A 22,817-nucleotide genomic window follows, 5' to 3' on the forward strand; every position below is an offset into this window, starting at 1 on the left:
TGCCGCGCCGCGGCCGATCAGCCGATCGGCACCGGCCGCACGCCCAGTTCTGCGAGCCCGGCCGCGCCGCCGTCGGGCGCCGTGAGCACCCAGATCCCGTCGGCATGCACGGCGACGCTGTGCTCGACGTGCGCGCCGTCCCCGCCGTCCGCGGTCGCGACGGTCCAGCCGTCCTCGCGGACGAACGTCGCGGGGTCGCCCGACGTGATCATCGGCTCGATCGCCACGACGAGTCCAGGGCGCACCCGGGGCCCGCGGCCGCGGACCGCGTGGTTGTAGACCGACGGGTCCTCGTGCATGGAACGGCCGATGCCGTGGCCGCCGTAGCCCTCGAGGATGCCGAAGTCGCCCGACGCCTCGACGGACGCCTCGATCGCCTCGCCGACCTCGTTCAGGTGGCGGGCCGAGGCGAGCGCGGCGATCCCGGCCCACAGCGACCGCTCGGCCGCCGCCGCGAGCCGCTCGCGGGCGAGCACCACGTCGGGCCGGGCGGGGTCGGGCAGCACCACCGTGAACGCGGCGTCGCCGTTCCATCCGCCGATCTCCGCGCCGCCGTCGACGGACACGATGTCGCCGGGCCGGAACGGCCGCGCGCCGGGGATCCCGTGCACGACGTCGTCATCGACCGACACGCAGAGCGTGTGCCGGTACCCCGGGACGAGCCGGAAGTTCGAGCGGCCGCCGCGCGCCTGGATCACGTCGTCGGCCGCGGCGTCGAGGTCGAGCGGGGTGGCGCCTGCGACGAGTCGCTCACGCGCTGCGGAGAGCAGGGCCGCGGTCGCCTCACCTGCGGGCACCATGGCGCGCAGCTCGGCCGGCGTCTTGAGCTTCAGTCGGCCGAACACGCGGCGCGCCGTCAGGCTGCGCCGGCGCTGCGACCGTGCGCGTCGCTGCCGTTCGGCTCGAGCCCGCGCTGCGCCAGTGCGGCGAAGATGCGCTCCGTGACCTCGTCGAGCGTTCCGACGCCGTCGATGCGCACGACGAGGTCGTGCTCGCGGTACACGTCGAGGATCGGAGCGGTCTCGCGCTCGTAGATCGCGAGGCGATTCGCGATGACCTCCTCCGTGTCATCCGTCCGGCCCTGGTCGAGGGCGCGCTGACGGAGACGGGTGATCGACTCCTCGCGCGGCACCACGAGCTCGATGACCGCGTCGAGCGACTCGCCCCGGCCCGTGAGGAACGCCCCGAGGTCGTCGACCTGGCCGCGGTTGCGCGGGTACCCGTCGAGGAGGAAGCCGTCGGCGGCATCCGCCTGCTCGAGGCGATCGCGGACCAGCTCGCTGGTCAGCTCGTCGGGGACGAGGTCGCCGGCCTCGATGATCGCCTGGACCCGCTTGCCGAGCTCGGTGCCGCCCTTGACGTTCTCGCGGAAGATGTCGCCGGTGGCGACCTGCGGGACGCCGAAGGCCTCGGCCACGAGCACGCCCTGCGTGCCCTTGCCGGACCCCTGCGGGCCGACGATGAGGAAGCGGGCTGAGGGGGTCTGCGTCATCGGAGGAGTCCTTCGTAGTGGCGCTGCTGGAGCTGGGCGTCGATCTGCTTCACGGTCTCGAGGCCGACGCCCACGATGATCAGGATCGACGCGCCGCCGAACGGGAAGTTCTGGTTCGCGCCGAACCACGAGAACGCGACGAGCGGCAGCAGTGCGATGAGGCCGAGGTAGATCGAACCCGGCAGCGTGATGCGCGTGAGGACGTAGTCGAGGTACTCGGCGGTCGGGCGGCCCGCGCGGATGCCGGGGATGAAGCCGCCGTACTTCTTCATGTTCTCGGCGACGTCGTCGGGGTTGAACGTGATCGCCACGTAGAAGTACGTGAAGCCGACGATGAGCAGGAAGTACAGGAGCATGTAGAGCGGGTGATCGCCCTGCGTCAGGTAGTTCGTGATCCACACGACCCAGGCCTGCGGCTCCTCGCCGGCGGCGGGCTGGTTGAACTGCGCGATGAGCGCAGGCAGGTAGAGCAGCGACGAGGCGAAGATGACGGGCACGACGCCGGCCATGTTCACCTTGATCGGGATGTAGGTGTTGTTGCCGCCGTACGTGCGACGCCCGACCATGCGCTTGGCGTACTGGACCGGGACTCGCCGTTGCGACTGCTCGACGAACACGACGGCCACGACGACGAGCAGGCCGATCGCGAGCACGAGCGCGAAGACGTCCCAGCCGCGTGCGACGCCGATCGCCCAGAGCGAGGTCGGGAACGTCGCGGCGATCGAGGTGAAGATGAGCAGCGACATGCCGTTGCCGACGCCGCGCTCGGTGACGAGCTCGCCCATCCACATGATGAGTCCGGTGCCGGCGGTCATCGTGACGACCATGAGCAGGATCGCGTACCAGGCGTCGTTCGTGATGAGCTGCGAGCACGCGGGGTCGGAGTTCGCCGGGAACAGCGCGCCCGAGCGGGCCACCGTGATGAGCGTCGTGGACTGCAGGACGCCGAGCGCGATCGTCAGGTAGCGCGTGTACTGCGTGAGGCGCGCCTGGCCGGACTGGCCCTCCTTGTAGAGGGTCTCGAAGTGGGGGATGACCACGCGCAGCAGCTGCACGATGATCGACGCCGTGATGTACGGCATGATGCCCAGCGCGAAGATCGACAGCTGGAGGAGCGCGCCGCCGGAGAAGAGGTTGACGAGCTCGTAGAGGCCGGACGCCCCCTGGTTCGCCGCCAGGCACTGCTGGACGTTGCCGAAGTCCACGAACGGCGCCGGGATGAACGAGCCGAGGCGGAACAGGGCGATGATGCCCAGCGTGAAACCGATCTTCCGGCGAAGGTCGGGGGTGCGGAAGATCCGCCCGATGGCGTTGAACACTCGTCCTCCTGTTACTGACGCCGCAGCCAGTATGAATGCGGCTCGAGCCTGTCGAGACCCCCGTGAATCATACGCGAGGTCCCGACAGGCTCGAATTCCGTGTGTGGTGCAGCGGCCTTACTTGACCGAGCCGCCCGCAGCGACGATCTTCTGCTCTGCGGAGCCGGAGACCTTGTCGACCGCGACGTTGAGCTTCACCTGGATGTCGCCGTTGCCGAGCACCTTGACGCGCTCGTTCTTCCGGACGGCACCCTTGGCCACCAGGTCGTCGACGGTGACGTCGCCGCCCTTCGGGTAGAGCTCGGCGAGCTTGTCCAGGTTGACCACCTGGTACTCGACGCGGAACGGGTTCTTGAAGCCGCGGAGCTTCGGCGCACGCATGTGGTACGGAAGCTGGCCGCCCTCGAAGCCGGGGCGCACGGTGTTGCGGGCCTTGGTGCCCTTCGTGCCGCGACCGGCGGTCTTGCCCTTCGAGCCCTCACCGCGACCCACACGGGTGCGGTCCTTCTTGGCGCCGGGCGCCGGGCGCAGGTGGTGCACCTTGAGGACCGGCTCGCGCACGACGTCCTCCGACTCCTTCTTGGCCGGGGCCTTCTTCGCCGGAGCCTTCTTCGCGGGGGCCTTCTCGGCCTTCGCGTCGTCGGACTTGGCGGCGGCCTTGGCCGGAGCCTTCTTCTCGGCGGCCGGCTTGGCCGGAGCCTTCTTCTCGGCGGCCGGCTTGGCGGCGGCCTTCTTCGCGGGAGCCTTCTTCGGGGTCTCCTCGGCGGCGACGTCCTTCGTCTCGTCAGCCATTAGTCGATCTCCTCAACCGTCACGAGGTGGGCGACCGTGTTCACGTAGCCGCGCACCTGGGGGGTGTCCTCGCGAACGACGCTCTGGCCGATCTTCTTGAGACCGAGGCTGCGCAGCGTGTCGCGCTGGTTCTGCTTCTCGCTCACCTTGGACTTGATCTGGGTCACCTTGAGCTGCTTGGCCATCAGGCACCTGCCTTCGCTGCTGCGGCGGCCTCGGCCGCCTGGGCCTCGGCACGCAGCAGGCGGGCGGGCGCGACCTCGTCGTAGTCGAGACCACGACGCGCGGCGACGGCGCGCGGCTCCTCGAGCTGCTTGAGCGCCTCGACCGTGGCGTGCACGATGTTGATGGTGTTCGACGAACCGAGCGACTTGCTCAGGACGTCGTGGATGCCCGCGCACTCGAGCACGGCGCGGACCGGGCCACCGGCGATGACACCGGTACCGGGGCCGGCCGGGCGCAGGAGCACCACACCGGCGGCCGCCTCGCCCTGGACGGGGTGCGGGATCGACGCGCCGACGCGCGGGACGCGGAAGAAGTTCTTCTTCGCCTCCTCGACGCCCTTCGAGATCGCGGTCGGCACCTCGCGCGCCTTGCCGTAGCCGACGCCGACGAGACCGTTGCCGTCACCCACGACGACGAGCGCCGTGAAGCTGAAGCGACGGCCGCCCTTGACGACCTTCGACACGCGGTTGATGGTGACGACGCGCTCGAGGAACTGGCTCTTCTCGGCGTCGCGCTCGCGACGGTCGCGGCCCTGGCCGCGATCGCGGCCGCCGCGGCGACCCTCGCGCTCGTTGCGCGGCGGCTCCGAGGAAGCTGCCGTCTCGACGGGTGCCTCTGCGGCCACCTCGGTCTCCTTCACAGTGTTCTCGCTCACAGGCTCAGTCCTGCCTCTCGCGCTCCGTCGGCGATCGCTGCGACGCGACCGGCGTACTTGTTGCCGCCGCGGTCGAACACGACCGCGTCGACGCCGGCCTGCTTCGCGCGCTCGGCGACGAGCTCGCCGACCTTCTTCGCCTTGGCGGTCTTGTCACCCTCGAACGCACGGAGGTCTGCCTCCATGGTCGAGGCGGAGGCCACGGTGTGGCCCTTGCTGTCGTCGACGACCTGCACGAAGACGTGGCGGGCCGAACGCGTCACCACGAGACGGGGACGCAGCTCGGTGCCGACGATCTTCTTGCGAAGCCGGGTGTGGCGGCGCGAACGCGCAGCCGACTTGCTCTTGACGGCCATGATTACTTACCAGCCTTTCCGGCCTTGCGACGCACGACCTCGCCGGCGTAGCGGATGCCCTTGCCCTTGTAGGGCTCGGGCTTCTTGATCTTGCGGATGTTGGCGGCGGTCTCACCGACGGCCTGCTTCGAGATGCCCGAGACGGTGATCTTGTTGTTGCCCTCGACCGTCAGCGTGATGCCGGCGGGCGGCTCGACGGTGACCGGGTGCGAGAAGCCGAGCGCGAACTCGACCGCGCTGCCCTTCTGCGCGACGCGGTACCCGGTGCCGACGATCTCGAGGCCCTTGGAGTAGCCCTGGGTGACGCCGACGATGTCGTTGGCGATGAGGCTCCGGGTGAGACCGTGCAGCGAGCGCGACTCGCGCTCGTCGTCGGGGCGGGTGACGAGGACCTGGTTGTCCTCGACCTTGACCTCGATGGGCTGCGCCACGGTGAGTGCGAGCTCGCCCTTCGGGCCCTTCACGGTGACGGCGCGGCCGTCGACCTTGACGTCGACACCGGCGGGGATGTCGATGGGAAGTCGTCCGATTCGTGACATGGATCTACCACACGTAGGCGAGGACTTCCCCACCCACGCCCTTCTTCTCGGCCTGGCGGTCCGTCAGCAGACCGCTGGAAGTGGACAGGATCGCGACGCCGAGGCCGCCGAGCACCTTGGGGATCTCGGTCGACTTCGCGTACACGCGGAGGCCGGGCTTCGACACGCGCTTGATGCCCGCGATCGAGCGCTCGCGGTTCGGGCCGAACTTGAGCTGCAGCGTGAGCGTCTTGCCCACGCGCGCGTCGGCGACCTCGAAGCCGGAGATGTAGCCCTCGGACTTGAGGATCTCGGCGATGTGCCCCTTGAGCTTGGAGTGCGGCATCGACACGGTGTCGTGGTGCGCGGAGTTGGCGTTGCGCAGGCGCGTCAGCATGTCAGCGACCGGGTCGGTCATCGTCATGACACTGGTTTCCTTACGTTCACCAGGTTTCAGGACCCGTTACACGGGGACTGACCTGTGGTGGTGGCGGCACGCGGTTGCGAACCGCCGTATGCCGGTGCCGGCGGGGCCTCGGATGGCTCCGAGACCCGCCGGCGCAGGCACAAACTCATAGAGTCTACTACGAACTACTGGGCGGACTCGTTCGACTTGAACGGGAAGCCGAGCGCCTTGAGCAGCGCGCGACCCTCGTCGTCGGTCTTGGCGGTGGTCACCACGGTGATGTCCATGCCGCGGACGCGGTCGATCTTGTCCTGGTCGATCTCGTGGAACACGGACTGCTCCGTGAGACCGAACGTGTAGTTGCCGGTGCCGTCGAACTGCTGGTCCGAGAGGCCGCGGAAGTCGCGGATACGGGGCAGCGCGAGCGAGAGCAGGCGGTCGAGGAACTCCCACATCCGGTCGCCGCGCAGCGTGACGTGCGCACCGATCGGCTGGCCCTCGCGCAGCTTGAACTGCGCGATGGACTTGCGGGCCTTGGTGACCTGCGGCTTCTGGCCGGTGATCTTCGTGAGGTCGGCGATCGCGCCGTCGATGACCTTGCCATCGCGCGCGGCCTCGCCGACACCCATGTTGACGACGATCTTCGTCAGGCCCGGGACCTGGTGCGGGTTGGTGTACCCGTTCGCCTCGGTCAGGGCCTTCGTGATGTCGGTCTTGTACTTCTGCTTGAGGCGCGGCTGGATCTTGCCAGCCGGCGCAGCAGTCGCGGTGTCAGTCATTAGAGGTCCTTACCTGACTTCTTGGCGTAGCGGACGCGGACCGTCTTCTCGACGCCGTCCTTGGTGACCGTCTCGGTGCGGAAGCCGACGCGGGTCGGCTTCTTGGTCTCCGGGTCGACGATCGCGACGTTCGACACGTGGATCGGCGCCTCGTGGGTCTCGATGCCACCGGTCTTGGAGCCGCGCTGGGTCTGGCCGACGCGCACGTGCTTCGTGACGTAGTTCACGCCCTCGACGACGACGCGGTTCTGGTCGACCAGGACCTCGATGACGCGACCCTGCTTGCCGCGGTCGCCGCCGCGGGCCTGGCTGCGGCCCGAGATGACCTCGACGAGGTCGCCCTTCTTGATCTTGGCCATGGTTACAGCACCTCCGGCGCCAGCGAGATGATCTTCATGAACTTCTTGTCGCGAAGCTCCCGGCCGACCGGCCCGAAGATGCGGGTGCCACGGGGGTCACCGTCGTTCTTGAGGATCACCGCGGCGTTCTCGTCGAACTTGATGTAGGAGCCGTCGGGACGACGGGTCTCCTTCACGGTGCGGACGATGACGGCCTTGACCACGTCGCCCTTCTTCACGTTGCCGCCAGGGATCGCGTCCTTGACGGTGGCGACGATGACGTCGCCCAGGCCCGCGTAGCGGCGGCTGGAACCGCCGAGCACGCGGATGGTGAGCAGCTCCTTGGCGCCCGTGTTGTCGGCGACCTTGAGCCGGGATTCCTGCTGAATCACTTCGTACTCCTTCTGGGAAGCAAGCCCTGGGGCTTACTTGGCCTTCTCGACGATCTCGACCAGGCGCCAGCGCTTGGTGGCGCTCAGCGGGCGGGTCTCGGAGATCACGACGAGGTCGCCGATGCCGGCGGTGTTCTGCTCGTCGTGCGCCTTGACCTTCGACGTACGGCGCATGACCTTGCCGTACAGCGGGTGCTTCACGCGGTCCTCGACCTCGACGACGATGGTCTTGTCCATCTTGTCGCTGACGACGTAGCCGCGACGGACCTTGCGGTAGCCGCGGACGAGCTCGGCCGTCTCGGCGACCTCGGCCGCAGCCTTCTTGGTCTCAGCCATGATCAGGCCTCCTTCGTCTCGGCCTCGGCGTCGGCGGATGCCTCGGCCTTGGCCTTCTTCGTCTTCTTCGCGGGCGCTGCGGGCGCCTCGACCGGCGCGGGCGTGGCACGGATGCCGAGCTCGCGCTCACGGATGACCGTGTAGATGCGGGCGATGTCGCGCTTCACGGCACGCAGGCGGCCGTGGCTCTCGAGCTGGCCGGTGGCGGCCTGGAAGCGGAGGTTGAACAGCTCCTCCTTGGCCTTCTTCAGCTCGTCGACGAGACGCTCGTCCTCGAAGGTGTCGAGCTCGGTCACAGCGAGCTCCTTGGAACCGACGGCCATTATGCGTCGCCCTCCTCGCGCTTGATGATGCGTGCCTTGAGGGGCAGCTTGTGGATTGCACGGGTCATGGCCTCGCGAGCGAGTTCCTCGGAGACGCCCGAGACCTCGAAGAGGACGCGACCCGGCTTGACGTTTGCGACCCACCACTCGGGCGAACCCTTACCGGAACCCATGCGGGTCTCGGCCGGCTTCTTCGTGAGCGGACGGTCGGGGTAGATGTTGATCCACACCTTGCCGCCACGCTTGATGTGACGCGTCATGGCGATACGAGCGGACTCGATCTGACGGTTCGTCACGTAGGCGGGGCTCAGGGCCTGGATGCCGTACTCGCCGAAGGAGACCTTCGTGCCGCCGGTGGCCTGGCCCGAACGGCCGGGGTGGTGCTGCTTGCGGTACTTGACTCGACGGGGAATCAACATGGTTATGCCTCAACTCCTGCTGCGGCCGCCTCCTGTGCGCGGGGCGCACGGCGACGGTCGTTACGGTCACGCGACGGCTTCTGGGAGGCCTGCTCGCGGGCGAGCTCCTTGTTGGTGATGTCGCCCTTGTAGATCCAGACCTTCACGCCGATGCGACCGAAGGTGGTCTTGGCCTCGTAGAAGCCGTAGTCGATGTTCGCGCGGAGCGTGTGCAGCGGCACGCGACCCTCGCGGTAGAACTCCGAGCGGCTCATCTCGGCGCCGCCGAGGCGGCCCGACACCTGGATGCGGACACCCTTGGCGCCGGCGCGCTGCGCGCCCTGCAGGCCCTTGCGCATCGCGCGGCGGAAGGCCACGCGGGCGGAGAGCTGCTCGGCGATGCCCTGCGCGACGAGCTGGGCGTCGGCCTCGGGGTTCTTCACCTCGAGGATGTTGAGCTGGATCTGCTTGCCGGTGAGCTTCTCGAGGTCGGCGCGGATGCGCTCGGCCTCGGCGCCGCGGCGGCCGATCACGATACCCGGGCGAGCCGTGTGGATGTCCACGCGGACGCGGTCGCGGGTGCGCTCGATCTCGATGCGGCTCACGCCGGCACGGTCGAGCGACGTCTGGAGCAGGCGACGGATCTTGACGTCCTCGGCGAGGTAGTCGGCGTAGCGCTGTCCGGGCTTGGTCGAGTCTGAGAACCACCGCGACACGTGGTCGGTGGTGATGCCGAGACGGAAGCCGTACGGGTTGACCTTCTGACCCATTACTTCGTACCCTCCTCGGGCGTGCCGAGCACGATGGTGATGTGGCTCGTGCGCTTGTTGATGCGGAAGGCACGACCCTGCGCGCGCGGCTGGAAACGCTTGAGGGTGGTGCCCTCATCGACGTACGCCGTCTTCACGTAGAGGTCCTGCTCGTCCAGGTAGGTGTTCGTGGCATCGGCCTTGACGCGAGCGTTCGCGATGGCCGAGGCGACGAGCTTGTACACGGGCTCGCTCGCACCCTGCGGGGCGAACTTCAGGATGGCCAGGGCCTCCTGTGCCTGCTTGCCGCGGATCAGGTTGACGACGCGGCGGGCCTTCATGGGGGTCACGCGGATGTGACGCACGCGTGCGATCGACTCCACCATTTCTCTCCTCCTTCACGCCACCGCGTCAGCGGCGGCGGCCCTTCTTGTCGTCCTTCACGTGTCCACGGAAGGTGCGGGTGGGCGCGAACTCGCCGAGCTTGTGACCCACCATGGTCTCGGTGACGAACACCGGGATGTGCTTGCGGCCGTCGTGCACGGCGATCGTGTGGCCGAGCATGGCCGGGACGATCATCGAGCGACGCGACCACGTCTTGATGACGTTCTTGGAACCCGCGTCGTTCTGCGAGGCGACCTTGCGAAGCAGGTGCTCGTCGACGAAGGGGCCCTTCTTGAGGCTGCGAGGCATCTTCTCTTACTCCTACTTGCGCTTCTTGCCGACGGTGCGACGACGGACGATGAGCTTGTCGCTCTCCTTGTTGGGGCGACGGGTGCGTCCCTCGGGCTGACCCCACGGGCTGACCGGGTGGCGGCCACCGGAGGTCTTGCCCTCGCCACCACCGTGCGGGTGGTCGACCGGGTTCATCGCGACACCGCGGACGGTCGGGCGGACGCCCTTCCAGCGCTTGCGGCCGGCCTTGCCCCAGTTGATGTTCGACTGCTCGGCGTTGCCGACCTCGCCGACGGTCGCGCGGCAGCGCGCGTCGACGTTGCGGATCTCGCCCGACGGGAGGCGGAGCTGCGCGTAGGGGCCGTCCTTCGCGACCAGGCGCACTGAGGCGCCGGCCGAACGGGCCATCTTCGCGCCGCCGCCGGGGCGGAGCTCGATGGCGTGGATGACGGTACCGGTCGGGATGTTGCGCAGCGGCAGGTTGTTGCCGGGCTTGATGTCGGCGGCCGGGCCCGACTCCACGAGGTCGCCCTGCTTGAGCTTGTCGGGAGCGATGATGTAGCGCTTGGTGCCGTCCACGAAGTGCAGCAGCGCGATGCGCGCGGTGCGGTTCGGGTCGTACTCGATGTGCGCGACCTTGGCGGGCACGCCGTCCTTGTCGTTGCGACGGAAGTCGATGACGCGGTACTGGCGCTTGTGGCCACCGCCGACGTGGCGGGTGGTGATGCGGCCCTGGTTGTTGCGACCACCGGACTTCGACAGCGGGCGGAGCAGCGACTTCTCGGGCGTCGAGCGCGTGATCTCGGCGAAGTCGGCGACCGACGAACCGCGACGACCCGGGGTCGTGGGCTTGTACTTGCGAATAGCCATAGTGAGGTTCCTCTGCTCCTTAGCCGACGTTCGTGAAGATGTCGATCGAGCCGGACTTGAGGGTGACGATCGCGCGCTTGGTGTCCTTGCGCTTGCCCATGCCGAAGCGGGTGCGACGCGTCTTGCCCTGACGGTTGAGGGTGTTGATCGACGCGACCTGGACGTTGAAGATCTTCTCGATGGCGAGCTTGATCTCGGTCTTGTTCGAGCGGGGGTCCACGATGAACGTGTACTTGCCCTCGTCGATCAGGTTGTAGCTCTTCTCCGAGACCACCGGCGCGATGATGATGTCGCGGGGGTCCTTGTTCTGCGCGGCGCTCATGCGGAGACCTCTTCCTTCTTCGCCTGCTTCGCGGCGACGAACGCCTCGAGCGCGGCCTTGCTGAAGACGATGTCGTCCGAGACGAGCACGTCGTAGGCGTTCAGCTGGTCGACCGGCAGGACGTGCACGGTCGGGATGTTGCGGACCGCACGCTCCGAGAGCTCCTCGTCGCGGGTGAGCACGACGAGCTGGTGCTTCGACGGCGCGATCCCGGCGAGGAGCGCGACGGCGTCCTTCGTCTTCGGGGTCTCACCGTTGGCGAGCGACTCGACCGCGTGGATGCGGCCGCCGCGAGCGCGGTCGGAGAGGGCGCCGAGCAGGGCTGCGGCGATCATCTTCTTGGGGGTGCGCTGCGAGTAGTCGCGCGGCTGCGGGCCGTGGACGACGCCGCCGCCGGTCATGTGCGGCGCGCGGATCGAGCCCTGGCGGGCGCGGCCCGTGCCCTTCTGCTTGAAGGGCTTGCGACCGGCGCCGGAGACCTCGCCGCGGGTCTTGGTCTTGTGCGTGCCCTGACGCGCGGCGGCGAGCTGGGCGACGACGACCTGGTGGATCAGCGGGACGTTGGTCTGCACGTCGAAGAGCTCGGCGGGCAGCTCGATCGAGCCGGACTTCTTGCCGGTGACGTCGAGGACGTCGATGGTGGCAGCGGTAGCCATCTCAGGCTCCCTTCACAGCGTTGCGGACGAACACGAGACGACCGCGAGCACCGGGGACCGCGCCCTTGACGAGCAGCAGGCCCTTCTCGGCGTCGACGGCGTGCACGCGGAGGTTCAGGACGGTGACGCGCTCGCCACCCATTCGGCCGGCCATGCGCATGCCCTTGAAGACACGGCTCGGGGTCGACGAGGCGCCGATCGAACCGGGCTTGCGGTGGTTGCGGTGGGCACCGTGCGACGCGGAGACGCCCGCGAAGTTGTGGCGCTTCATGACACCGGCGAAGCCCTTGCCCTTCGACGTGCCGACGACGTCGACCAGCTGGCCGGCCTCGAAGGTGCCGTCGACGGTGAGCTCCTGGCCGAGCGCGTAATCCGCGGCGTCGGCGGTGCGCACCTCGGTCACGTGGCGGCGCGGCGTGACGCCGGCGGCCTCGAAGTGACCGGTCAGGGGCTGGGTGACCTTGCGGGGGTCGATGGCGCCGGCGGCGATCTGGACGGCCGCGTAGCCGTCGCGCTCCTGCGTGCGGAGCTGGGTGACCACGTTGGGGGCGATCTCGATGACGGTGACCGGGATGAGCTTGTTGTTCTCGTCCCACACCTGGGTCATGCCGAGCTTCGTGCCGAGCAGGCCCTTCACGTTCTTTGCAGTGGTGGACATGTCGTACCTCAGAGCTTGATCTCGATGTTGACGTCGGCCGGGAGGTCGAGACGCATGAGCGAGTCGACGGCCTTGGGCGTCGGGTCCACGATGTCGATCAGGCGCTTGTGGGTGCGCATCTCGAAGTGCTCGCGGCTGTCCTTGTACTTGTGGGGCGAACGGATGACGCACACCACGTTCTTCTCGGTCGGAAGCGGCACGGGGCCGACGACCGTGGCGCCCGCGCGGGTCACCGTGTCGACGATCTTGCGCGCCGAGGTGTCGATGACCTCGTGGTCATACGACTTCAGTCGAATGCGGATCTTCTGTCCCGCCATTGCTGACTCTCTCTCTGTCAAGGCGTCTTACCCCTTCCGAGGGCATCGGACGCCGCGTAGCTACTCCGTGTGAAGCACCACTGTTCTTCTGTCAAAGGCCGGTGATCGAGCCTGTCGAAGCCACCCCGCGGTGCGGTGGCCTCGACACGCTCGACCTCGAGCCCCAACCGACCCCCGCGCTCGGGCGTGTCGCACTCGCGAAAACGGGCATGGGCCGTTTGCACGCAGGCAGAGCCCATGCTCGAATCTGAGGGTGTCGGTTGTGGTGTCCTGCTGCCCGCGGCCTAGCCTGACCCGTGGGACTCCGTGGAGCTTCCGGTGGCTATGCACTGCCTGGCAGTGATTCGAACGGAGCGCAGCAAGGCACGCCGTTCGAAATGTTGAACTCAACGAGTTTGCCACATGCGGGCACTCCCGTGCAACCCGGGCGTGTCGCGGTGGCGAGGCTCACCGCATCCTCCCAGTCAAGCGGATGCCGCGGCATCCGTCGTCGTGGTGGAATCGGTGCACGGCAAGCCGAGGGAGGACTCGATGACGGAGCATGCGCACGCGGTCGGAGAACGGATCGGACCGGGCAGCGTCTCGGTGACCCGCACCGGCCGGCGCACCTACGAGGGCCTGAACGAGCGCGGCTCGACCGTGCTCATCGGACCCGTCGAGGCACCGGGCCACTTCACGCCGGGCGAGCTCCTCAAGCTCGCGCTGGCCGGCTGCGCGGGCATGAGCGCGGACTCGGTCGCGGCGCGTCGCCTCGGCGACGACGTCGCGATCACGGTCTGGGCGCACGGCACGTCGAAGGACGACAACCGGTACCGGGAGATCGACGAGGAGATCGTCGTCGACCTCTCCGCACTCGAGCCCGCCGATCGCGAGCAGCTGGCGGCGATCATGGCGCGCGCGATCGCGAAGGCGTGCACGGTGGCGCGGAGCGTGGAGGGGTCCATCGACCTCCGGACGACCGTCGACGGCATCGAGATCTGAGGCGCCGCCCCGCTGCCGAGGAGGGTCACTCCCCCGTCCGCGCCGGAGGCTCGCAGGCCTCGGCGCCCGCCGCGCTCGGTCCGACGATCCCCGCGGCCACGACGAGCGCCGCGAGCGTTGCGACCGAGCCGAGCAGCAGCGCGGACCGCGGCCGACGCGCCCCGGCCGCGCCGAACCTCCCCGGATCCTCGATCCAGCGCTTCGACGCCGCGGCGACCGCGAATGCGGCGATCACGAGCAGGACCATCAGCCACGACGGACTCGGCACGCCCGTGATGAACGGCGCGAACATGAAGATCGGCCAGTGCCAGAGGTAGAGCGAGTACGAGATGTCGCCCGTCCACTGGACCGCCGAGGTCCCGGTGACGCGCGCCGGCGACCATCCGACGGCCGGCATGCCCGACCAGATGACCGCGAGGGCGCCGGCGACGGGCACGAGGACCACGACCCCGGGGAACACCTCGGGGCTGCGGAAGAGGAGGATCGGCACGGCGATGAGCGCGAGCCCGAGCCATCCGACGGCGGCGCGGAGTCGTGCCCGACCGGGCGCGACCTCCGGGACGAGGATGGCGAGGATGCCGCCGACGCCGAACTCCCACACTCGCGTGAACGTGGAGAAGTAGGCGAGGTTGTGGTCCTGCACGGTGAGGACGACGTTCCAGGCGAACGAGGCGATCGTCGCGGCGCCGAGCACGACGAGCAGCGCGCGTCGCGGGTCCTGCGACCGGCGGGCGGCGAAGGCGATGGCGGCGATGATCAGCAGCGGCCACGCGAGGTAGAACTGCTCCTCGACCGAGAGCGACCAGAAGTGCTGGACCGGCGTGGAAGCGAGGTCGTCGCGTGCGGGGTCCTGCGAGTCGGCCGCGAGCAGCCAGTTCTCGAAGTAGAGCGCGCTCGCGATGACCTCGCGGAAGTACGAGCGCCATTCCACCCTCGGAACGACCAGGTAGGTGAGCACGGTGACGGCGACGAGCACGGCCATGGCCGCCGGCAGGATCCGCCGTGCGCGGCGGAGGTAGAAGTCCCTGAGCGAGATGCGCCCCGTCCGGGCCGACTCGCGCAGCAGCAGCGCGGTGATGAGGAACCCCGAGACGACGAAGAAGACGTCGACGCCCATGTAGCCGGCGGGCGCGACCGCGGGCCACCCGTGGTGCAGCACGACGGCGCACACCGCGATCGCACGGAGGGCCTGGATCTCGGGTCGCACTGCGGCCCGCGTTCGGATCGACGGGGGAACCATCCGGTCAAGGCTAACCCGAGGTCTCCTCGACGAGGGACGCCCTTCCCGGATCTGGACGCCCGTGCGCGGATGTGGTAGCGACACGACGAAGGGGCCGGGCCCGAAGGCCCGACCCCTTGCAGGTCGCGATCGCGAAGATTACTTGATGATCTTCGTGACGGTACCGGCGCCGACCGTGCGGCCACCCTCGCGGATGGCGAAGCCGAGGCCCTCCTCCATGGCGATCGGCTGGATGAGCTCGACCGTCATGTCGGTGGTGTCGCCGGGCATGACCATCTCGGTGCCCTCGGGCAGCGTGATGACGCCGGTGACGTCGGTGGTGCGGAAGTAGAACTGCGGACGGTAGTTCGCGTAGAACGGGTTGTGACGGCCGCCCTCGTCCTTCGAGAGGATGTAGGCAGTGCCCTCGAAGTTCGTGTGCGGGGTGACCGAGCCCGGGGCCACGACGACCTGGCCGCGCTCGACGTCCTCGCGCTTGGTGCCGCGGAGCAGGAGACCGCAGTTCTCGCCGGCCCATGCCTCGTCGAGCTGCTTGTGGAACATCTCGATGCCCGTGACCGTGGTCTTCTGCGTCGGGCGGATGCCGACGATCTCGACCTCGGAGTTGATCTTCAGCGTGCCGCGCTCGGCGCGGCCCGTGACGACCGTGCCACGACCGGTGATGGTGAAGACGTCCTCGATCGGCATGAGGAACGGCTTGTCCTTGTCACGCACGGGGTCGGGGATCGAGTCGTCGACGGCCTCCATGAGCTCGAGGACCGAGTTGACCCACTTCTCGTCGCCCTCGAGCGCCTTGAGGCCCGAGACGCGGATGACCGGGGCGTCGTCGCCGGGGAAGCCCTGCGACGAGAGCAGCTCGCGGACCTCGAGCTCGACGAGCTCCAGGATCTCCTCGTCGTCGACCATGTCGGCCTTGTTCAGCGCGACGAGCAGGTAGGGCACGCCGACCTGCTTGGCGAGCAGCACGTGCTCGCGCGTCTGGGCCATCGGGCCGTCGGTCGCCGCGACCACGAGGATCGCGCCGTCCATCTGGGCCGCGCCGGTGATCATGTTCTTGATGTAGTCGGCGTGACCCGGGGCGTCGACGTGCGCGTAGTGGCGCTTCGGCGTCTCGTACTCGACGTGCGAGATGTTGATCGTGATGCCGCGCTGGCGCTCCTCGGGAGCGGAGTCGATCGACGCGAAGTCGCGCTGCACGTTGGTGGCCGACGGGTACTTGTCGGCGAGCACCTTGGAGATCGCTGCGGTGAGCGTGGTCTTGCCGTGGTCGACGTGACCGATCGTTCCGATGTTGACGTGCGGCTTGGTCCGCTCGAACTTGGCCTTAGCCACTGTGGGTCCTCCTCAGGATCCGTGTAGCAGCACCGGGCGCCGGATTGCGACCGGTGTGCTACGGGGTTGTGTTGTTATGTTACGCGAACCTGTCGGTCCGTGCGTTCGGGCGCTACTCGCCCTTGTTCTTCTGGACGATCTCCTCGGCCACGGCCTTCGGGACCTCCGCGTAGCTCTCGAACTCCATCGAGTACACCGCGCGGCCCGAGGTCTTGGACCGCAGGTCGCCGATGTAGCCGAACATCTCCGAGAGCGGGACGTGCGCACGCACGACCTTCACACCGGCGGCGTCCTCCATGGACTGGATCTGGCCGCGGCGCGAGTTCAGGTCGCCGATGACGTCGCCCATGTACTCCTCGGGAGTACGGACCTCGACGGCCATCAGCGGCTCGAGCAGGACGGGGTTCGCCTTCCGAGCGGCCTCCTTGAAGCCCATCGAACCGGCGATCTTGAACGCCATCTCCGAGGAGTCGACGTCGTGGGCGGCACCGTCGGTGAGGGTCGCCTTGACGCCCACCATCGGGTAGCCCGCCAGGATGCCGACCTGCATCGCGTCCTGGAAGCCCGCGTCCACCGACGGGATGTACTCGCGCGGGACGCGACCACCGGTGACGGCGTTCTCGAACTCGTAGGTCTTGTCGCCCTCGACCTCGAGCGGCTCGAGCTTGAACTGGATCTTCGCGAACTGCCCCGATCCACCCGTCTGCTTCTTGTGGGTGTAGTCGTGGCGGTCCACCGTACGGCGGATCGTCTCGCGGTAGGCCACCTGCGGCTTGCCGACGTTGGCCTCGACCTTGAACTCGCGCTTCATGCGGTCCACGAGGATGTCGAGGTGCAGCTCGCCCATGCCCTTGATGACCGTCTGGCCGGTCTCCTGGTTGAGCTCGGTGCGGAAGGTCGGGTCCTCCTCGGCGAGCTTCTGGATGGCCGTGCCGAGCTTCTCCTGGTCGGCCTTGGTCTTCGGCTCGATGGCGACCTCGATGACGGGCTCCGGGAAGGTCATCGACTCGAGGACGACCTGGTTGTCCGGGTCGCACAGGGTGTCGCCGGTGGTGGTGTCCTTCAGGCCGATGACGGCGTAGATGTTGCCCGCCGTGACCGAGTCGACCGGGTTCTCCTTGTTGGCGTGCATCTGGAAGATCTTCCCGATGCGCTCCTTCTTGCCCTTGGTCGAGTTGATGACCTGGGCACCGGAGTCGAGACGGCCGGAGTAGACGCGGACGTAGGTGAGGCGACCGAAGAACGGGTGGACCGCGACCTTGAACGCGAGCGCCGAGAACGGCTCGGTCGCGTCGGCGTGGCGCTCGATGATCTTCTCCTCGTCGCGCACGTCGTGGCCCTGGACCGCGGGCACGTCGAGCGGCGACGGCAGGTAGTCGATGACCGCGTCGAGCATCGGCTGCACGCCGCGGTTCTTGAACGCCGAGCCGCACAGGACGGGGTAGATCTCGGAGTTGACCGTGAGCTTGCGGATCGCGCCCTTGATCTCGTCGACCGTGAGCTCCTCGCCGCCGAAGAACTTCTCGAGCAGCTCGTCGCTGGTCTCGGCGACGGTCTCGAGCAGCTGCTGGCGGTACTCGTCGGCCTTGTCCTTGAGGTCGGCCGGGATCTCCTGCACCTCGTACTTGGCGCCCATGGTCACGTCGCCCTTGGCGTCGCCGGGCCACACGAGCGCGCGCATCTCGATCAGGTCGATGACGCCGACGAAGTCGCTCTCGGCGCCGATCGGGAGCTGGAGCACGAGCGGCTTCGCGCCGAGGCGCTTGACGATGGTGTCGACGGTGAAGTAGAAGTCCGCGCCGAGCTTGTCCATCTTGTTGACGAAGCAGATGCGGGGGACGTTGTACTTGTCGGCCTGGCGCCAGACGGTCTCGGACTGGGGCTCGACGCCCTCCTTGCCGTCGAAGACGGCGACCGCGCCGTCGAGCACGCGCAGCGAACGCTCCACCTCGACCGTGAAGTCGACGTGGCCGGGCGTGTCGATGATGTTGATCTGGTTCTTGTTCCAGAAACAGGTGACCGCGGCGGACGTGATCGTGATGCCGCGCTCCTTCTCCTGCTCCATCCAGTCGGTGGTCGACGCGCCGTCGTGCGTCTCGCCGATCTTGTGGTTGACGCCCGTGTAGAACAGGATGCGCTCGGTCGTGGTGGTCTTGCCGGCATCGATGTGCGCCATGATGCCGATGTTGCGGACCTTGTTCAGGTCGGTGAGCACGTCAAGTGCCACGGGGTTCCTCCGGATGTTCAGGAAGGGAAGGGTGGGGGGTGAGCGGATGCCGCGTGGCCGCCGCGAGCGCGAGGCCCGCGGCATCCGCTCGGCCCGCTACCAGCGGTAGTGGGCGAAGGCGCGGTTCGACTCGGCCATCTTGTGGGTGTCCTCGCGGCGCTTGACCGCGGCACCCAGGCCGTTCGAGGCGTCGAGGATCTCGTTGGTGAGACGCTCGGTCATGGTCTTCTCGCGGCGGGCCTTGGCGTAGCTGGTGAGCCAGCGCAGCGCCAGGGTGTTCGCACGGTGCGGCTTGACCTCGACGGGGACCTGGTAGGTCGAGCCGCCGACGCGGCGCGACCGGACCTCGAGGGTCGGGCGCACGTTGTCGAGGGCCTTCTTCAGGACCGCGACGGCGTCCTGGCCGGACTTGTTCGCGACGTTCTCGAGCGCCTCGTAGACGATGCGCTGCGCGAGGTCCTTCTTGCCGTCGACGAGGATCTTGTTGACGAGCTGGCTGACGACCGGCGAGCCGTAGACGGGGTCTGCGACGACGGGGCGCTTCGGAGCGGGTCCCTTGCGAGGCATTACTTCTTCTCCATCTTCGCGCCGTAGCGGCTGCGAGCCTGCTTGCGGTTCTTCACGGCCTGCGTGTCGAGCGCACCGCGGATGATCTTGTAGCGGACACCCGGGAGGTCCTTCACACGACCGCCGCGGACGAGCACCATCGAGTGCTCCTGCAGGTTGTGGCCCTCACCGGGGATGTAGGCGGTGACCTCGGTGCCGTTCGAGAGCTTGACGCGGGCGACCTTGCGGAGCGCCGAGTTCGGCTTCTTGGGGGTGGTGGTGTACACACGCGTGCACACGCCGCGCTGCTGGGGGTTGGCCTTCAGGGCGGGAGCCTTGGTCTTGGTGACCTTCGGCGAGCGACCCTTGCGGACCAACTGCTGAATGGTTGGCACTGCTTCTCCTTGTTGTGCTGCACGGTGACAGCGTTGATGGATTTCACATCACGACCCACCGGCACCGCCGAGCGGCGCTGCCTTTTCAGTGGTGGGTATGCCGTGGGGGCGTTCCGGCCGGGGGCCGGCGCCCTGGTGTGCGCACTGTGAGAACCCGCTCCGCCTCCGTGGATCCGGTGGATCCGCGGGCACGGCACGAGCGCGCGGCAACGCGCACACCCGACCAATGGTAATCCGGCGTCACGATGGGGTCAAATGGCGCCTGCACGCCCTCGGCGAACGTCGGTCGGCGTCGACCGCGCGCTCAGCTGCTCCATCCGGGTGCGTCGAGCTCGCGGTCGAGGTCGGCGAGGAGCTCGGCCACCTGCGGTTCGACGAGTCGCTCGACCGCGTTCGCGATGCGCTGGCGGTGCCGCGCGAGTTCGGCGCAGATCCGTCGCCCGAGCTGCTTGGCGAAGTCGTCGGCGAGGCGAACCTCCTCTCGGAGCGCCTCCTTCTCCTGCGGGGTGAACGGACGCGGCGCCGGCTCGGCGGCCTCGGCCGCGGCATCCGCCTCGAGCCCCTGCAGCGTGAAGAGGAACGGCTCGCCGGGCGTCGGGTCGGGGTCGAGGTCGAGCCCGAGGAACTCCGGGTCCAGCCCCTCCCCGGCGCGATACGGCCGCCTGGCCTTGCGCTCCTCGGCGAGGCGGATCTCGCGATGCAGCATCGGGAGGTTGCGCGCCGTGTAGTCGTCGACCGCGACGTCGATGATGCCCTTCATGCGCATCGAGAACGCGTGCTGCACCGGGTGCGGCACGTCGACGTCGAGCCCGGCCGCGGCCAGGATCGGCGAACCGAAGCAGCGCGTGCAGAGGCGCACGCGACCGCGGTGCGTCCCCGGTCGCCACCGCGGCAGCCACGCCAGCCAGCGGTCGACCTCGTGGCTCACCCGGGCCTCGACCGATCCCTCCACGCGGTTCACCCTACTGCCGGCGGCCGGGTGCGCCGGCGAAGCGGTGAACGGATGTCCCGCAGCGGGCGCGCGCGTCACTCATCGTCGTCGCGCTCCCACGGCCACCTGGGCCGTTCCACCCCGCCCTCCTCCGCGCGCACCGTGACCGCGGCGAGGAGGGCGACGAGCGCGCTCGCGAGCGGGATGATGAGCCCGAATCCGACCGACATGAACGAGAGCGCGAAGAGGAACGCGGCGAGGATGGTGCCGGTGGCCGCCGCGTACGCGATCGTCCCGGCGACGACGCCGGTCGCCCACGTGACGAGGAACGCGAGGCTGGCGAGCGACCAGGCGCGCATGCCGCGCGTCAGGGACGCCCCGAGGAGCAGCAGCAGGGCGCCGACGGCGACGCCGATCGTGATCGGCCCGACGAGCCGGCCGGCTGCGGGGTCGGCGATCGGCTCGAGGTCGGCGAGCAGGCTCGTGAACCCGAACGCCGCCACGATCAGCGCGACGTCCAGTGCCGCCGCGAAGCCGGCGACGGCCCACGCGGAGGTCGGGTTCGACGCCATGCTCCGAGCCTACGCCGGGTCGCGCGCAGGACGTCGGAGTCGGCGGCCGGGCGATTCCCTCCGCTAGCGCGAGGACGTCGCCGGCTGCGGTCCGGCCGCGAGCTGGCGGTCGTACTCCTCGCGCGCCCGGGCGTTCCGCTCCGTCACCGTGCGCCCGCGCGCGGCGATCCACCCGCCGAACCAGATGGGCAGTTCGCGGGCGACGATGAACGCGATGATCGCGAACGGGTCGACCCAGCGCTCGGCGACGAAGTCCGCGGCCTGCTGCGGGGTGAACTGCCACGCCGCGACCGTGAGGAGCGAACCCGCGATGTAGGAGAAGTACACGATGATCCCGACCGCGAGGCCGAACACGGCCCAGGTCCACCACGCGGAGCGGTTGAGGATCGCGGCGAGCAGCGCGAACGAGAGGAAGAAGAACACGACCGGGATCCAGAACACCGGCTGCGCGAGGAACTCGGTGTACACGCGGATGCCGTCACCGCGACCGGCGCCGTACCAGGTGATCACGAGGTACGAGATCCCCGCGTAGAGCAGTGCGAAGCCGACGGTCGCGATCAGGCCGACGAGCACGCCGAAGCCCCGGTTGCCCTTCGCCTTCGGCGGGGTGGGTGCCTGGACGTAGATCGTCTGCGGCATCGGGGGCGCCGGCGTCTCCGGGGCCGCCGTGGCCGCACCGGCTCCCGCGGCGGCGCCGACACCGGCTGCGCCGACCGTCTCCGGCACGCCGGTCTCACGGCGGACGGCCTCGGCGCGTACCGGCTCGGGGTGCTCGTCGATCATCGCGGTCTCGTCGGCGACGGGCGGGTGGTCGGTGCGTGCCCGCTCGACCGCGGCGTCGAGTTCGGACCGATCGTCGACGGCATCGGCCTGCGCCGGCGCGACCGGCTCGGATGCCGCGGCCGACGTCGGCTCGGCGGACGTTGGCTCCTCGGCCCCCTCCGTCCCGGTGAAGTCGTGCTCCTCCTCGGACGTGGTCGGATCGGGCGCGGCAGCCGGGGGCTCGACGCGGTCGACGTGCTCCGCATCGGGAGCCGTCGGGTCGACCCGCGCCTGCTCCGCCGCGACATCGTCGGACGACGCGTCATCCGTCGACGGGTCGGTGGCATCGGCCGCGGACCAGTCGTCGGCGGCCGGCTGGTCGGGCTCGGATCCGGGTGTCGTGCTGCTCATCGTCCGCTCCTTCCGGGCAGCACCGGCCGCCCGTGGTGCGGCTCACTCTAGCAACGCGTCGGCGTGCGATCGGGAGGCACGCGCGGGAGGTCGCCCGCGCGTCGCGGTGCCGGTCGCGCCCCCGGCCGCAGGTCAGGCGAAGAGCTGCGAGACGATGTCGAGCGTGTAGCCGCTCACGGCCGGGCCGTCCCAGCGCGTGGCGATCCACAGGCCCTCGCGGATGAAGTGCGACTCGCCTGCCGAACCCGCGACCCCGTCGAATTCGAGGATGCAGCGCGTGCCGCCCTCCTCTTGGTAGCACTCCTGGCCGGCCGCCTGGAACGCCGCGATCGCGGCCGCGGTCTGGGCCTCGTCCACGCTCGCGACGTTCGTCACGAGGCCGACGCGTCCGTCGCCGCCCTCCGGGGGGAGCCAGGCGCAGGTGAGCTGCGAGGTCTCCTGCAGCACCGGCAGCGCGCCCGCGTCGTCCGTGCCGAACAGCGCCGGAGCACCATCGGCGGTCGACCACTCCGGGTTCAGCACGTAGCCGGGCGCGAACGTGCTCGACCAGTCGAACGTGTAGATGCCCGCGCAGTCGGTCGGGATCCGCTCGTCACGCACCGGCTCAGGTGTCGGGACGGCGATCGGTGCCGGCGCCGCCTCGGCGGTCGGCGCGGGACGGGACTGCGACGTCGGCTCGGCGGACTGGCTGCCCGGTGCGGGCAGCGCCAGGACCACGACGAGCGCGACGACCGCGATCACCAGCGCGGACGCGGCGACGATGAGCAGCGTCCTCGATCGGCGGGAGGCGGGGGCAGCGTCTGGCATGTGGGCTCCGGGTCGGATTCGGATGGGGACGACCGCC

Annotated in this window: 33 protein-coding genes; 1 reads left to right on the forward strand and 32 read right to left on the reverse strand. The window is 69.0% G+C overall.

Translation table 11 applies throughout. From position 1 onward, the window contains the following. Positions 1-17: 17 nt before the first annotated feature. The 23 genes from map to rpsJ form a co-directional block, all read right to left on the reverse strand. Positions 18-845, reverse strand: coding sequence for a type I methionyl aminopeptidase (map, locus tag GJR97_RS11195; RefSeq protein WP_324613421.1), 828 nt, complete (start codon positions 843-845; stop codon positions 18-20). Positions 846-856: 11 nt separating this feature from the next. After that, entirely contained in the window at positions 857-1,492 is a 636-nt protein-coding gene (locus tag GJR97_RS11200) for an adenylate kinase (protein ID WP_154346534.1), read from the reverse strand. Continuing rightward, positions 1,489-2,811: a preprotein translocase subunit SecY gene (secY, locus tag GJR97_RS11205; protein WP_324613422.1), complete on the reverse strand. Its 1,323-nt coding sequence runs from the start codon at positions 2,809-2,811 to the stop codon at positions 1,489-1,491. The genes GJR97_RS11200 and secY overlap by 4 nt, the downstream gene beginning before the upstream one ends. A gap of 117 nt (positions 2,812-2,928) precedes the next feature. Next, positions 2,929-3,603, reverse strand: coding sequence for a 50S ribosomal protein L15 (rplO, locus tag GJR97_RS11210; protein WP_154346536.1), 675 nt, complete (start codon positions 3,601-3,603; stop codon positions 2,929-2,931). Then, complete coding sequence (rpmD, locus tag GJR97_RS11215) at positions 3,603-3,788, reverse strand: 50S ribosomal protein L30 (RefSeq protein WP_129233346.1); 186 nt, start codon at positions 3,786-3,788, stop codon at positions 3,603-3,605. The genes rplO and rpmD overlap by 1 nt, the downstream gene beginning before the upstream one ends. Beyond that, entirely contained in the window at positions 3,788-4,483 is a 696-nt protein-coding gene (rpsE, locus tag GJR97_RS11220; RefSeq protein WP_324613423.1) for a 30S ribosomal protein S5, read from the reverse strand. Before rpsE ends, rpmD begins: the two co-directional genes overlap by 1 nt. Beyond that, positions 4,480-4,839, reverse strand: a complete 360-nt coding sequence (gene rplR / locus GJR97_RS11225) for a 50S ribosomal protein L18 (RefSeq protein ID WP_154346537.1) — start codon at positions 4,837-4,839, stop codon at positions 4,480-4,482. The genes rpsE and rplR overlap by 4 nt, the downstream gene beginning before the upstream one ends. Positions 4,840-4,841: 2 nt before the next feature. Next, positions 4,842-5,378, reverse strand: coding sequence for a 50S ribosomal protein L6 (rplF, locus tag GJR97_RS11230; RefSeq protein WP_154346538.1), 537 nt, complete (start codon positions 5,376-5,378; stop codon positions 4,842-4,844). A 4-nt stretch (positions 5,379-5,382) separates the two neighbouring features. Beyond that, on the reverse strand, positions 5,383-5,781 hold the full coding sequence (gene rpsH, locus GJR97_RS11235) for a 30S ribosomal protein S8 (protein ID WP_129233342.1): 399 nt from the start codon (positions 5,779-5,781) through the stop codon (positions 5,383-5,385). Positions 5,782-5,948: 167 nt separating this feature from the next. Next, positions 5,949-6,542, reverse strand: coding sequence for a 50S ribosomal protein L5 (gene rplE, locus GJR97_RS11240; protein WP_154346539.1), 594 nt, complete (start codon positions 6,540-6,542; stop codon positions 5,949-5,951). Beyond that, complete coding sequence (gene rplX, locus GJR97_RS11245) at positions 6,542-6,901, reverse strand: 50S ribosomal protein L24 (RefSeq protein ID WP_129233340.1); 360 nt, start codon at positions 6,899-6,901, stop codon at positions 6,542-6,544. The genes rplE and rplX overlap by 1 nt, the downstream gene beginning before the upstream one ends. Positions 6,902-6,903: 2 nt before the next feature. Further along, positions 6,904-7,272, reverse strand: coding sequence for a 50S ribosomal protein L14 (gene rplN, locus GJR97_RS11250; RefSeq protein WP_129233339.1), 369 nt, complete (start codon positions 7,270-7,272; stop codon positions 6,904-6,906). A 33-nt stretch (positions 7,273-7,305) separates the two neighbouring features. After that, on the reverse strand, positions 7,306-7,608 hold the full coding sequence (rpsQ, locus tag GJR97_RS11255) for a 30S ribosomal protein S17 (RefSeq protein WP_129233338.1): 303 nt from the start codon (positions 7,606-7,608) through the stop codon (positions 7,306-7,308). A 2-nt stretch (positions 7,609-7,610) separates the two neighbouring features. After that, the gene (gene rpmC, locus GJR97_RS11260; protein WP_129233337.1) at positions 7,611-7,931 is read right to left on the reverse strand and encodes a 50S ribosomal protein L29; all 321 of its coding nucleotides are present in this window, start codon (positions 7,929-7,931) and stop codon (positions 7,611-7,613) included. Beyond that, entirely contained in the window at positions 7,931-8,350 is a 420-nt protein-coding gene (gene rplP / locus GJR97_RS11265) for a 50S ribosomal protein L16 (RefSeq protein ID WP_129233336.1), read from the reverse strand. The genes rpmC and rplP overlap by 1 nt, the downstream gene beginning before the upstream one ends. Positions 8,351-8,352: 2 nt before the next feature. Continuing rightward, a complete protein-coding gene (gene rpsC / locus GJR97_RS11270; RefSeq protein WP_154346540.1) occupies positions 8,353-9,099 on the reverse strand; it encodes a 30S ribosomal protein S3 in 747 nt (248 codons plus the stop codon). Continuing rightward, on the reverse strand, positions 9,099-9,464 hold the full coding sequence (rplV, locus tag GJR97_RS11275) for a 50S ribosomal protein L22 (RefSeq protein WP_154346541.1): 366 nt from the start codon (positions 9,462-9,464) through the stop codon (positions 9,099-9,101). The genes rpsC and rplV overlap by 1 nt, the downstream gene beginning before the upstream one ends. A gap of 25 nt (positions 9,465-9,489) precedes the next feature. Continuing rightward, positions 9,490-9,771 carry a 30S ribosomal protein S19 gene (gene rpsS, locus GJR97_RS11280; protein WP_129233333.1) on the reverse strand — a complete coding sequence of 94 codons (282 nt, stop codon included), beginning with the start codon at positions 9,769-9,771 and terminating at the stop codon, positions 9,490-9,492. Positions 9,772-9,783: 12 nt separating this feature from the next. Beyond that, the gene (rplB, locus tag GJR97_RS11285) at positions 9,784-10,623 is read right to left on the reverse strand and encodes a 50S ribosomal protein L2 (protein WP_129233332.1); all 840 of its coding nucleotides are present in this window, start codon (positions 10,621-10,623) and stop codon (positions 9,784-9,786) included. A 19-nt stretch (positions 10,624-10,642) separates the two neighbouring features. After that, positions 10,643-10,945 (reverse strand): 50S ribosomal protein L23, encoded by a 303-nt coding sequence (rplW, locus tag GJR97_RS11290; protein WP_154346542.1) that lies wholly within the window; start codon positions 10,943-10,945, stop codon positions 10,643-10,645. After that, on the reverse strand, positions 10,942-11,601 hold the full coding sequence (rplD, locus tag GJR97_RS11295) for a 50S ribosomal protein L4 (protein WP_154346543.1): 660 nt from the start codon (positions 11,599-11,601) through the stop codon (positions 10,942-10,944). Before rplD ends, rplW begins: the two co-directional genes overlap by 4 nt. A gap of 1 nt (position 11,602) precedes the next feature. Beyond that, on the reverse strand, positions 11,603-12,259 hold the full coding sequence (gene rplC / locus GJR97_RS11300) for a 50S ribosomal protein L3 (RefSeq protein WP_154346544.1): 657 nt from the start codon (positions 12,257-12,259) through the stop codon (positions 11,603-11,605). 8 nt (positions 12,260-12,267) lie between these two features. Next, positions 12,268-12,576: a 30S ribosomal protein S10 gene (gene rpsJ, locus GJR97_RS11305; RefSeq protein ID WP_017201594.1), complete on the reverse strand. Its 309-nt coding sequence runs from the start codon at positions 12,574-12,576 to the stop codon at positions 12,268-12,270. Positions 12,577-12,978: 402 nt separating this feature from the next. Here rpsJ and GJR97_RS11310 point away from each other — a divergent pair, with 402 nt between their 5' ends. Next, positions 12,979-13,557, forward strand: coding sequence for an OsmC family protein (locus GJR97_RS11310; protein WP_229276224.1), 579 nt, complete (start codon positions 12,979-12,981; stop codon positions 13,555-13,557). 25 nt (positions 13,558-13,582) lie between these two features. Here GJR97_RS11310 and GJR97_RS11315 read toward each other — a convergent pair whose 3' ends face one another. The 9 genes from GJR97_RS11315 to GJR97_RS11355 all read right to left on the reverse strand — a co-directional run bounded on the left by GJR97_RS11315 (position 13,583) and on the right by GJR97_RS11355 (position 22,780). Beyond that, a complete protein-coding gene (locus GJR97_RS11315; protein WP_154346546.1) occupies positions 13,583-14,797 on the reverse strand; it encodes an acyltransferase family protein in 1,215 nt (404 codons plus the stop codon). A 138-nt stretch (positions 14,798-14,935) separates the two neighbouring features. Next, positions 14,936-16,129 (reverse strand): elongation factor Tu, encoded by a 1,194-nt coding sequence (gene tuf, locus GJR97_RS11320; RefSeq protein ID WP_129234361.1) that lies wholly within the window; start codon positions 16,127-16,129, stop codon positions 14,936-14,938. Positions 16,130-16,241: 112 nt separating this feature from the next. Continuing rightward, on the reverse strand, positions 16,242-18,356 hold the full coding sequence (gene fusA / locus GJR97_RS11325; protein ID WP_324613429.1) for an elongation factor G: 2,115 nt from the start codon (positions 18,354-18,356) through the stop codon (positions 16,242-16,244). Positions 18,357-18,452: 96 nt separating this feature from the next. Further along, positions 18,453-18,923 carry a 30S ribosomal protein S7 gene (gene rpsG / locus GJR97_RS11330; RefSeq protein WP_067948599.1) on the reverse strand — a complete coding sequence of 157 codons (471 nt, stop codon included), beginning with the start codon at positions 18,921-18,923 and terminating at the stop codon, positions 18,453-18,455. After that, the gene (gene rpsL, locus GJR97_RS11335; protein WP_022889720.1) at positions 18,923-19,297 is read right to left on the reverse strand and encodes a 30S ribosomal protein S12; all 375 of its coding nucleotides are present in this window, start codon (positions 19,295-19,297) and stop codon (positions 18,923-18,925) included. The genes rpsG and rpsL overlap by 1 nt, the downstream gene beginning before the upstream one ends. A 304-nt stretch (positions 19,298-19,601) precedes the next feature. Then, complete coding sequence (locus tag GJR97_RS11340) at positions 19,602-20,249, reverse strand: spermidine/putrescine ABC transporter substrate-binding protein (protein WP_324613430.1); 648 nt, start codon at positions 20,247-20,249, stop codon at positions 19,602-19,604. A 74-nt stretch (positions 20,250-20,323) separates the two neighbouring features. Beyond that, the gene (locus tag GJR97_RS11345) at positions 20,324-20,800 is read right to left on the reverse strand and encodes a DUF6121 family protein (protein ID WP_154346547.1); all 477 of its coding nucleotides are present in this window, start codon (positions 20,798-20,800) and stop codon (positions 20,324-20,326) included. Between the two features lie 63 nt (positions 20,801-20,863). Continuing rightward, complete coding sequence (locus GJR97_RS11350) at positions 20,864-21,973, reverse strand: hypothetical protein (RefSeq protein WP_154346548.1); 1,110 nt, start codon at positions 21,971-21,973, stop codon at positions 20,864-20,866. A gap of 132 nt (positions 21,974-22,105) precedes the next feature. Continuing rightward, complete coding sequence (locus tag GJR97_RS11355; protein WP_154346549.1) at positions 22,106-22,780, reverse strand: hypothetical protein; 675 nt, start codon at positions 22,778-22,780, stop codon at positions 22,106-22,108. Between the last annotated feature and the right edge of the window lie 37 nt (positions 22,781-22,817).

This window comes from Agromyces kandeliae (assembly GCF_009674665.1).
GTDB lineage: Bacteria > Actinomycetota > Actinomycetes > Actinomycetales > Microbacteriaceae > Agromyces > Agromyces kandeliae.

Excerpts from the sequence above, each read along its gene's own strand:
- GJR97_RS11200 (WP_154346534.1), bottom strand. The coding sequence starts at position 1,492 with ATGACGCAGACCCCCTCAGCCCGCTTCCTCATCGTCGGCCCGCAGGGG.
- rplO (WP_154346536.1), bottom strand. The coding sequence starts at position 3,603 with ATGGCTGACGAGACGAAGGACGTCGCCGCCGAGGAGACCCCGAAGAAG.
- rpmD (WP_129233346.1), bottom strand. The coding sequence starts at position 3,788 with ATGGCCAAGCAGCTCAAGGTGACCCAGATCAAGTCCAAGGTGAGCGAG.
- rplR (WP_154346537.1), bottom strand. The coding sequence starts at position 4,839 with ATGGCCGTCAAGAGCAAGTCGGCTGCGCGTTCGCGCCGCCACACCCGG.
- rplF (WP_154346538.1), bottom strand. The coding sequence starts at position 5,378 with ATGTCACGAATCGGACGACTTCCCATCGACATCCCCGCCGGTGTCGAC.
- rpsH (WP_129233342.1), bottom strand. The coding sequence starts at position 5,781 with ATGACGATGACCGACCCGGTCGCTGACATGCTGACGCGCCTGCGCAAC.
- rplE (WP_154346539.1), bottom strand. The coding sequence starts at position 6,542 with ATGACTGACACCGCGACTGCTGCGCCGGCTGGCAAGATCCAGCCGCGC.
- rplX (WP_129233340.1), bottom strand. The coding sequence starts at position 6,901 with ATGGCCAAGATCAAGAAGGGCGACCTCGTCGAGGTCATCTCGGGCCGC.
- rpsQ (WP_129233338.1), bottom strand. The coding sequence starts at position 7,608 with ATGGCTGAGACCAAGAAGGCTGCGGCCGAGGTCGCCGAGACGGCCGAG.
- rpmC (WP_129233337.1), bottom strand. The coding sequence starts at position 7,931 with ATGGCCGTCGGTTCCAAGGAGCTCGCTGTGACCGAGCTCGACACCTTC.
- rplP (WP_129233336.1), bottom strand. The coding sequence starts at position 8,350 with ATGTTGATTCCCCGTCGAGTCAAGTACCGCAAGCAGCACCACCCCGGC.
- rpsC (WP_154346540.1), bottom strand. The coding sequence starts at position 9,099 with ATGGGTCAGAAGGTCAACCCGTACGGCTTCCGTCTCGGCATCACCACC.
- rplV (WP_154346541.1), bottom strand. The coding sequence starts at position 9,464 with ATGGTGGAGTCGATCGCACGCGTGCGTCACATCCGCGTGACCCCCATG.
- rpsS (WP_129233333.1), bottom strand. The coding sequence starts at position 9,771 with ATGCCTCGCAGCCTCAAGAAGGGCCCCTTCGTCGACGAGCACCTGCTT.
- rplB (WP_129233332.1), bottom strand. The coding sequence starts at position 10,623 with ATGGCTATTCGCAAGTACAAGCCCACGACCCCGGGTCGTCGCGGTTCG.
- rplW (WP_154346542.1), bottom strand. The coding sequence starts at position 10,945 with ATGAGCGCCGCGCAGAACAAGGACCCCCGCGACATCATCATCGCGCCG.
- rplD (WP_154346543.1), bottom strand. The coding sequence starts at position 11,601 with ATGGCTACCGCTGCCACCATCGACGTCCTCGACGTCACCGGCAAGAAG.
- rplC (WP_154346544.1), bottom strand. The coding sequence starts at position 12,259 with ATGTCCACCACTGCAAAGAACGTGAAGGGCCTGCTCGGCACGAAGCTC.
- rpsJ (WP_017201594.1), bottom strand. The coding sequence starts at position 12,576 with ATGGCGGGACAGAAGATCCGCATTCGACTGAAGTCGTATGACCACGAG.
- GJR97_RS11310 (WP_229276224.1), top strand. The coding sequence starts at position 12,979 with ATGCGGGCACTCCCGTGCAACCCGGGCGTGTCGCGGTGGCGAGGCTCA.
- GJR97_RS11315 (WP_154346546.1), bottom strand. The coding sequence starts at position 14,797 with ATGGTTCCCCCGTCGATCCGAACGCGGGCCGCAGTGCGACCCGAGATC.
- rpsG (WP_067948599.1), bottom strand. The coding sequence starts at position 18,923 with ATGCCTCGCAAGGGACCCGCTCCGAAGCGCCCCGTCGTCGCAGACCCC.
- GJR97_RS11345 (WP_154346547.1), bottom strand. The coding sequence starts at position 20,800 with ATGGCGTCGAACCCGACCTCCGCGTGGGCCGTCGCCGGCTTCGCGGCG.
- GJR97_RS11350 (WP_154346548.1), bottom strand. The coding sequence starts at position 21,973 with ATGAGCAGCACGACACCCGGATCCGAGCCCGACCAGCCGGCCGCCGAC.
- GJR97_RS11355 (WP_154346549.1), bottom strand. The coding sequence starts at position 22,780 with ATGCCAGACGCTGCCCCCGCCTCCCGCCGATCGAGGACGCTGCTCATC.